This window comes from Micromonospora sp. LOL_023 (assembly GCF_048060115.1).
Taxonomy (GTDB): domain Bacteria; phylum Actinomycetota; class Actinomycetes; order Mycobacteriales; family Micromonosporaceae; genus Micromonospora_E.
On the sequence record NZ_JBHMIM010000052.1, the window covers coordinates 37613 to 46464 of the forward strand.

General features: G+C 70.7%; 6 protein-coding genes and 1 riboswitch. Of the genes, 5 read left to right on the forward strand and 1 reads right to left on the reverse strand.

Going from position 1 to position 8852, the window contains the following annotated elements:
• Positions 1-129: 129 nt before the first annotated feature.
• A complete protein-coding gene (locus ACFHVL_RS24325; protein WP_416630752.1) occupies positions 130-1062 on the forward strand; it encodes an alpha/beta fold hydrolase in 933 nt (310 codons plus the stop codon).
• On the opposite strand, the gene ACFHVL_RS24330 is transcribed toward ACFHVL_RS24325, so the two are convergent.
• Positions 1046-2104, reverse strand: a complete 1059-nt coding sequence (locus ACFHVL_RS24330; protein ID WP_416630746.1) for a saccharopine dehydrogenase family protein — start codon at positions 2102-2104, stop codon at positions 1046-1048. The genes ACFHVL_RS24325 and ACFHVL_RS24330 overlap by 17 nt on opposite strands.
• Before the next feature lie 211 nt (positions 2105-2315).
• Here ACFHVL_RS24330 and ACFHVL_RS24335 point away from each other — a divergent pair, with 211 nt between their 5' ends.
• The 4 genes from ACFHVL_RS24335 (at position 2316) to ACFHVL_RS24350 (ending at position 8805) form a co-directional block, all read left to right on the forward strand.
• Entirely contained in the window at positions 2316-4436 is a 2121-nt protein-coding gene (locus tag ACFHVL_RS24335; RefSeq protein ID WP_416630747.1) for a HelD family protein, read from the forward strand.
• Between the two features lie 116 nt (positions 4437-4552).
• Complete coding sequence (locus tag ACFHVL_RS24340) at positions 4553-5461, forward strand: cation diffusion facilitator family transporter (RefSeq protein ID WP_416630748.1); 909 nt, start codon at positions 4553-4555, stop codon at positions 5459-5461.
• A gap of 168 nt (positions 5462-5629) precedes the next feature.
• Positions 5630-5760, forward strand: a riboswitch (cyclic di-AMP (ydaO/yuaA leader).
• 90 nt (positions 5761-5850) lie between these two features.
• A complete protein-coding gene (locus tag ACFHVL_RS24345) occupies positions 5851-6942 on the forward strand; it encodes a coiled-coil domain-containing protein (protein WP_416630749.1) in 1092 nt (363 codons plus the stop codon).
• A 498-nt stretch (positions 6943-7440) separates the two neighbouring features.
• Positions 7441-8805 (forward strand): hypothetical protein, encoded by a 1365-nt coding sequence (locus tag ACFHVL_RS24350; RefSeq protein WP_416630750.1) that lies wholly within the window; start codon positions 7441-7443, stop codon positions 8803-8805.
• The last annotated feature ends 47 nt before the right edge of the window (positions 8806-8852 follow it).

The following is an 8852-nucleotide window of genomic DNA, read 5'->3' on the forward strand; positions in this document are numbered from 1 at the left end:
ACCGGCCGGTCGGGAAGGATGTTGCGAATCTTCTCACCGTCACGGTTCGGCGGCAGGCCCAGCTGGGTAGGTCCGGTCGACGCGGTGCGCGACGACCAGTCGGCCCCACGGAGGTGACCAGAGGTGCACATGCGGCAGGAGTTCTCGGTCGCGCTGGCGGACGGCGCGGTACTGCACGGGGAGTCGGTCGGTCCGCTGGACGCGCCCCTGACGCTCGTCCTGCTGCACGGATGGACTCTCGACCACCACACCTGGTACCGGCAGGTCCAGGAACTGGCGCGACGAACCACCTCGCCGGTCCGGGTGGTGAGCTACGACACCCGCGGTCACGGCCGGTCCACCTCCACCGGGCTTGCCACGATGACCCTGGGTCAGCTTGGCGACGATCTGGGCGAGGTGCTGCGACAGGTCGCGCCGCGGGGACCGGTGGTGCTGGCCGGGCACTCGATGGGCGGCATGACGATCATGGAGTACGCGCACCGGCACCCCGACCGCTTCGCCGACCAGGTGGCCGGGCTGGTCTTCGTCGCCACCACCGCCGAAGGGCACACCCACACCGCGTACGGGCTCGCCCAGCCGGTCGCCCGGCTGGTCCGGCTCTGTGAGGTGGCGGGGGCGGGGGTGCTCGCCCGGTGCGGCACCTGGCGGCCACACCAGAACCTTCTGCATCCGCTACGGCCGACGCTGCGATGGCTGCTGTTCGGCGACCGGCACGACCCGGTGGACCTGGACCTGGCCACCCGGGCGGTCGGTCGGGCCACGCTACGCGCGATCGGTGGCTACCGGTCCTCAATCGGCGCGCAACGCCGGATCGCCACCCTGACCGGTCTCGGCGGTCTCCCGGCGGCTGTCCTGGTCGGAGACCGCGACCGGCTGACCCCGCCGGCCTGCGCCGATTCCATCGCGCAGGCACTGCCAGGCACCGAACTGACCGTCTGCCCCGGGGCGGGACACATGCTGATGATGGAGCGTCCCGAGGAGGTGACCTGCGCCGTCGGTATGGTCCTCGACCGGGTCGCCGGCGCCGAGCCCGGCACCGTCACCGCTACGAGGGCTCGGTGACAGTTACTCCGTCGAGCATCCGCACGAACCCGTGGCCGAACGCCGTGGCCGGGGTGTGCGCACCGGGTGTGATCTGGCCGGGGTCGTCACCGACCCCGTCGAGCACCCGGTCGACGGCGCGGACGACGGCGTCTGCGGTGAGGTCATAGACGTTCGGTCCACGCAGTGCGGCGGTACGCCGTTCACCGGCGTCGTCGCGTACCTCTGCCCAGACCTCGCACCCGGTCGCCGCCCGGGTCTGCGCTGACGGGCCGGGCGCGCCCCGGCGCACCGCCCAGGTGGCGAGCCTGCGCAGCGCTGCGACCCGGAGCAGTGTGGCGGCGGCGCCGACCACCGCCGGACGTCCCGGCACGGCGAGATAGACGGTGATGTCGCCGATGCCGGTCGACCGGTGGGCGGTGACCAGGTCGCCCCAGGGCACCGCCACCGTCTGGCGTTGGCCGGACGGGAAGGGCACCAGCCGGCGTGGTCGCCCGACCGGCGCGGGCCGCAGTTTGCCGCCGACCCGCCGCACGCCACCGCCGGCCGAGGTCAACGCCGTCGTCGCGGTTCCCGCGCTCACTCCGCCCCCGGCCAGGATCGCCAGTTCGAGGGTGGTCGCGGCGGGCAGCGCGGCGGCGAGCATACCGGCGAGGCAGTCGGTCGGGACCACGTCGAAACCGACGCCGGTGACCAACGCCACATTGGCCTCGACGGCGGACCGGTCCCGGTCGAGGACGTCGGTCAGGACCGGAATCTCACCGGTGATGTCCAGATAGTGGGTGCCGGTCTCCAGGCAGGCGTCCAGCATCGGCGCGGCGGTGCGGCGAAACGGCCCGGCGCAGTGCGCCACCACCGTGACGTCGTGCAGGGCGGCCCGCAACGCGCTGCGCTCGGCCAGATCCAGCACCGTCCAGGTTAGATTGAGTTCGCCGGCCAGGGCGGCGACCGCCGTCGCGTCGCGGCCGGCCAGCACCGGCCGCTGCCCGCGGGCGACGGCTCGCCGAGCGACCAGCGAACCGGTGTAGCCAGTAGCACCGTAGATCATCCACTGCCGGGTCACCTCTGCACCGTATTGCGGTCCACCCCGAATGTGGAAGCCGGGAGCCGGCACCGGGTTGGCACCCGGACGGTAACGTCGTAAGGCTGCCGGGCCAACCGGGCGTCAGGGACGGGACACGCTCCGCTGACGCCAGGACCCGGCGTCGTGACCGTGCCACCTGGCGGGTTCGGCCGGCTCCCGGCCGACCCGCCCTCGCCCAGGAGCTGCTGCGTTGACCGACGCCACCACGCTGGAACAGGAGATCGCCGTCGAGCAACGGCACGTCGACCGGGTGTACACCCGGCTGGCACAGTTGCGTCAGGATGCGGTACGCAACGAGCGTGACGGATACCGGCTCGCCCGAGTAGGCAACATGGGTGCCTTGGTGGAGCGCGACGCGATGGTGTTCCATGCGGCGCGCCGACGGCACCGACTGGACGCCGAGTACGAGGGCCTGGTCTTCGGCCGACTGGATCTGCGGGACGGTTCGGTGCTGCACGTGGGCCGGCTCGGGGTCCGCGGCGAGCAGGCCGAGCCGTTGCTGATCGACTGGCGGGCGCCGGCCGCCGCGGCGTTCTATCAGGCGACGCCCACCCAGCCCCGGGGCGTGGTACGGCGGCGCACCATCCAGTCGCGGGGCGAACGGGTGACCGGGGTCTCCGACGATCTGCTCGATCCCGGCCGGGCGCCGGCCGGCATGCGGGTGGTCGGCGACGGCGCGCTGCTGGCCACCCTGGCTCGGGCCAAGGGGCGTGGCATGCGCGACATCGTGGCCACGATTCAGCAGGAGCAGGACCAGGCGATCAGGTCTCCGGCGTCGGGGGTCACGGTCGTCTCCGGCGGGCCGGGTACCGGCAAGACCGCCGTGGCCCTGCACCGGGCGGCGTACCTGCTCTATGCCGACCGCAGCCGCTTCGCTGGCGGCGGCATCCTGGTGGTCGGACCAACCGCGGTCTTCGTCGAGTACATCGCTGCGGTGCTGCCCGCACTCGGCGAGGAGAGCGCGACGCTGCGGTCGTTGGGTTCGCTGATCCCGTCCGCGTCGGCGACCCGGACCGATCCGGCGGCGGCAGCGGTCGTGAAGGGCTCCCTGCGGATGCGGCGGGTGCTCGACCGGGCGGTCCGCGACGCGGTACCGGACGGACCGACCGAGCTTCGGCTGCTCTACCGGGGGCAGTTGCTACGGCTACAGGGTGCGGAGCTGGACGGCATCCGGGCGCGGGCGTTGCCGAAGGGTGCCCGCCGCAACGAGGTCCGGCGGGCCGGCATCGACGGACTCTTCGACGCGTTGTGGGCCCAGGCCCGGCAGCTGGTCGCGGCATCGCGGCTGTCGGGCCAGGCCGAGTTCGAAGACGAGTTGTCGGATCGGGACGATTTCCGCGACTTCCTGCGCGCCTGGTGGCCGCGGTTGCTGCCCCGGCACGTGCTGGCCTGGCTGGCCCAGCCCGCACGGCTGCGTCGCTACGCCCGGGGCATCCTCGACCCGGCGGAGGTCGCCACGTTGGTCGAGTCCTTCCATGACCTGGCCGAGCAGGGGCCGACGATCGCCGACGTGGCGCTGCTGGACGAGTTGGACGAACTGCTCGGCCGGCCGCCGCAGCCGCGGCGGCGCCCGAGCGACCCGTACCAGCTCGCCGGTGGGGTACGCGAGGTGACGACGTTCGCCGACCGCGAGCGTGCCGCCCGGGCGGCGGCCCGGGATCGGCCCGCCGACTACCGCGAGTACGCCCACGTGGTGGTCGACGAGGCGCAGGACGTGTCGCCGATGCAGTGGCGGATGATCGGCCGACGCGGTCGGCTCGCCTCGTGGACGGTGGTCGGCGACCCCGCGCAGACCGCGTGGACAGGCGATCCGGCCGAGCTCGCCCAGGCCCGGGACCGGGCGTTGGGACGGCGACCCCGGCGGGAGTTCCAGCTCACCACGAACTACCGCAATCCGGCCGAGATCTTCGAGTTGGCGGCCGGGGTGATCCGGGAGATCGCCCCGGACGCCCTGCTGCCCACCGCAGTGCGCTCCACCGGCGTGGCGCCGCGACGGGAACGGGTAGCCGCCTCGGCGCTGCCGGTGGCGGTCCGGGACGCGGTCGGCGGGCTCCTCGCCGAGGTGGAGGGGACCGTCGGGGTGATCGCGGCGGTGGCCCGTCGCGGCGATGTCGCCGGCTGGCTCACCGACCTGGCGGATCCTCGGCTACAGGTGGTGTCGAGCCTGCAGGCCAAGGGCATGGAGTACGACGGGGTGGTGCTTGTGGCCGGGGACGAGATCCGCACCGAGTCCGAAGCCGGTGTCCGGACGCTCTACGTCGCGCTGTCCCGGGCGACCCAGCGGCTGGTGACGATCGACGTGACCGACTGATCGCACCGCCGATTCATCACGCGCCGCCGGCCGGTCGCGCATCGCCAGTCGATTGCACATATTGCCATGTGAGCATTAGTCTGGTCTGGCGATGCCAGGCGACGGATGGTGACGGTGTGGGTGCGGGACATGATCACGGCGCGAGCGCCGCCGGGCAGCGACACTACGGACGGTTGTGGGCCGCGTTCGTCCTGCTGGCGACGTTCATGGTCGTCGAAGCGGTGGCCGCCCTGCTCACCGGATCGCTGGCGTTGCTCTCCGATGCCGGACACATGTTCACCGACGTACTCGGGATCGGGATGGCTCTCGCCGCGATCGCCGCGACCCGACGGCGTAGCGGCGATCCTCAGCGCACCTTCGGTCTCTACCGGCTGGAGGTGCTCGCCGCGCTGGCGAACGCGGTCCTGCTCGCCGGCGTCGCGCTCTACGTACTGATCGAGGCGGTACGCCGGGTCGGCGCGCCGCAGCCGGTAGCGGCCGAACCGATGTTGGTGGTGGCGGCGGCCGGACTGGTCGCCAACATCGTGGCCTTCGGGCTGCTACGTGCCGGCGCCCGGGAAAGCATCAATGTCCGTGGCGCCTACCTGGAGGTGCTCGCCGACCTGCTGGGGTCGGTCGGCGTGATCGTGGCTGGCGTCGTCATCGCCACGACCGGGTGGTGGTACGCCGACCCGCTGGTCGCCGTCGGCGTCGGCGTGTTCATCCTGCCGCGCACCTGGCGACTCGCCCGCACGGCACTGCGGATTCTGATTCAGGTGGCGCCAGAGCACGTGGACGTGCCTCGGGTCAGGAGCCGGCTGGCGACCGTTGCGGGGGTCTGCGACGTGCACGATCTGCATGTGTGGACACTGACGCCCGGCATGGAGGTCGCGTCGGCGCACCTCACCGTCGACCCGTCGGTAGAGGTCGGCGTCGCGTTGCGCGACGCCCGCCAGCTCCTGCACGGAGAGTTTGGGATAGAACACGCCACGCTACAAGTCGAGCCACTGTCGCCAGCCGACCCCTGTGGACCAGCGGACTGGTGATTAGCAGATGCTTAAGTTTCGTGACCTTCCCGCGATACAAACAGCAAACATGTAGCCATATTTCCGATTTTTATTGACAGAAGATAGCGCTCGATCCCGCGCCGGAAGTCCCTACAGCCGGTAGTCTCGGCCCCGGTCTCCGTTCGGGCGGCGCCCCTCCGGCGCCTGCGGGGACCGTCGCCTAATCGCCCGTACGGCGAGCCGGGGAACCACGTACCTGGGGTGCATCCGCGTCAGCGGTAGGGATCTTCCGTCCCGAACCCGTCAGCTAACCCGGTCGGCGGCTGACGGAAGGAACCTGCACCGTGAAGTTGACGCTCCACAAGAACGCCCGACCTCGGTCGGCGCGAAAAACCCGATTCGCTCTGTTAGCACCATTAGCCGCAATCTTGATCGCCGTCACCGGCGCCCCGATCGGCTCCGCGGCACCCGCCAGCGCCGTACCGGCCCGCGCACCCGGCAGCGCCGACGACGAGGGTGGCACCCCCAGTCTGCGCAAGGAGCTCGACGCGGCCTCCAAGGGCTGGATCGATGCCAAGGCCGCGCTCCAGCACTCCGGCAAGCGCCAAAGGCAGCTCACCGACCAGCTCACCGAGGTGGAGGCCGAGCTGGAGGTCCGCAACAGCAACGTCGGCCACATCATCGACCGCGCGTACCGCAACGGCCGGCTCGGTCCGGTCTCCGCGCTGCTGAACAGCACCTCGGAGGGCTTCGTGGACCGGGCGGCGGCGCTGAGCGCGGTGACCGCCAACGAGGACAAGCAGCTCCGCGGGCTGTACGAGACCCGCGACCAGGTGACCCGGTCGAAAGCCGCGATCGAGCATGAGATCCGCGAGCAGAGCAAACAGGTCACCATCATGGACCAGCGCAAGAAGCAGGCGGAACGGGCGCTCGCCGTGGCGGTCGCCGCGGAGGAGCAGGAACGCGAGGAGGCCGAACGGGCAGCCGCGGCCAGCTCCAGCGGATCGTCGTCCGGCTCGTCCGGCTCATCCGGCTCATCCGGCTCATCCGGCTCATCCGGCTCATCCGGGTCATCCGGGTCCGGCAGCGCGTCGGCGACCCCGGCACCGCGCAACGCGAACGGTTCCTGGCCGGCAGAGTCCTGCAGCATCAGTGACCCGACCACGTCGGGCTGCATCACGCCACGCACGCTGCACGCACTCAACCAGGCCAAGGCGGCCGGTTTCACCCGGTACGTGTCCTGCTTCCGCAACGGCGGCTCCGGGGAGCATCCCAAGGGCCGGGCCTGCGACTTCGCCGCTCAGCCCAACACCTTCGGCGGAGTTGCCACCGGCGGGGACAAGACCTACGGCGACAACCTGGCGAACTACTACATCAACAACGCCGACCGGCTCGGCGTGCTCTACGTGATCTGGTACAAGCGGATCTGGTTGCCGAGCAGTGGCTGGAAGTCGTACAGCGGGGCCGGTGGCGACCCGTCCAGCGACCACACCAACCACGTGCACCTGTCGGTCTACTGATCCACCCGACCAACCGATCCCTCCCCGGTGACGGCGGCGGCCACCTCTGGTGGCCGCCGCCGTCGCACATCCGGGTCCGGGAGACGGGCCGACTCGTTCCATCGTCGAACCGTCCGCCCGGCGAATAGCCGGCGAAGTATTCGGCTGGCTCATTTGGACATGACGGTTTCACTGGTCGCCGATTGACCGGCGACCGACAGATGCCACTCAATGACAGGGCGCGACGGGATGACTGAAAGCGCTCTTTTGACTGTCGGTGATACCCGCCTTACCACGGGTGGTGGTCGCCCCAAGGCTCAGGAGAGCGCTCTCACAGAGATATATAGCAAGCTCAACGCAGCTGTCAACCGAAGACCACCAACACCTTCCGAATCCACGGAAGTTCGGGTCAGGATATTGACAGACGCCTGCATCTCTGGTGACGTCCTGGCAATAGCTCATTAATGGACGTGAAACCTTTCGCGACCATGTAGCACGCCCGACCGAACCGGAGGCACCATGAACCTGTCGATCCGTGGCGGGCGTCCAGGCCGGACGCCGCGCCGGATCGTGGCAGCCACCACCGCGACGGCGCTCCTCGCCAGCGGACTGATCTTCGGCATGCTGCGTACGGCCGACGCCGCCACCGTCGGCGCCGGCAGCTACACCACCAGCCGACCGGCTGGTGCCGCCGCCCCCACCGCCTGCGGCAACATCTCCGCCAACCCGCGGCAGTACGTCACCGGCAACGCCCCGACCGGCGCGGTGCCGACCAACGACTGGTGGTCGTCGCTGCTGTTCAAGCGCTACAACTGCGCGTACTCCGACCCGCTGCACGCCCACCCGATGTCCTTCCAACCGACCTCCGGCGGACTCGGGGTCTCGTACACCACCCAGGCGGCCATCTCCGGCACGCCGACCGGCGTCGGCGAGTACCACTACCCGTACACCCGGGAGTTCACCCTCGGCGTCGCCGGGCTGAACTCACCGGACGTCAAGGTCGACGGCTGGAGCGACTGGACGGTCACGCCCTACTGGTCCGACGGCGCCCGCACGCTGCGGACCACCATCGGCCACGGCCTGCCGTTCGTCTACGCCCAGGTCACCGGCGGCAACGCGGTGCTGAGCTTCCCCGGCACGCCGACCGTCTGGCACCACAGCGGCAACCGGATCGGCTTCTCGATGCGCGGCCACGACTACGTCGCGTACGCGCCGAGTGGCGCGATCTGGACCATCGCCGGGACCACGATCACCTCCAACCTCGCCGGCCGCGGCTACCTCTCTGTCGGGCTGCTGCCCACCGGCGCCGGTACCAGCGCGGCCCGGCGGACCGCGCTGATGGACAGCTATGGCCAGTACGCCCACTCGCACGTCACCGGCACCCGGGTGAGCTGGGGCTACCAGCAGTCCAGCAGCACGGTCGACGCCACCTACAGCTTCACCACGACGGCCCGGGAGGGCTCCGCCACCGGCACGGTGATCTCCCTCTACCCCCACCAGTGGAAACACCTGAACGGCGGCAGCCCGATCGCCGAGACCTACGTGTCGGCCCGGGGCCCGATGCGCAACCTGGTCGGCGCGACGTCGTTCCGCACCGCGATGCGTTTCCACGGCGTACTGCCGGAGGTCCCGGCTGTCGCCACCAGCACCGGCGCCGACCTCGCCACCCTCACCGCCCAGCTGGACCAGGCGGCGGCCGGTGACCCGTTCGCCGGGTTCGACAACGACACCTACTGGACCGGCAAGGCGCTGGGCCGGGCCGCCCGGCTGGCCGAGATCGCCGACCAGCTCGGTCGCACCGCGCAGCGTGACCACCTGCTGGCCTCGATCCGCACCCGGCTCACCGACTGGTTCACCGCCCAGGGGCTTTGCGTAGTCGTCTGATGGCGTTTGTGGCCTGAGCGTTTACGGTATAACTGGCCTGATTGGAG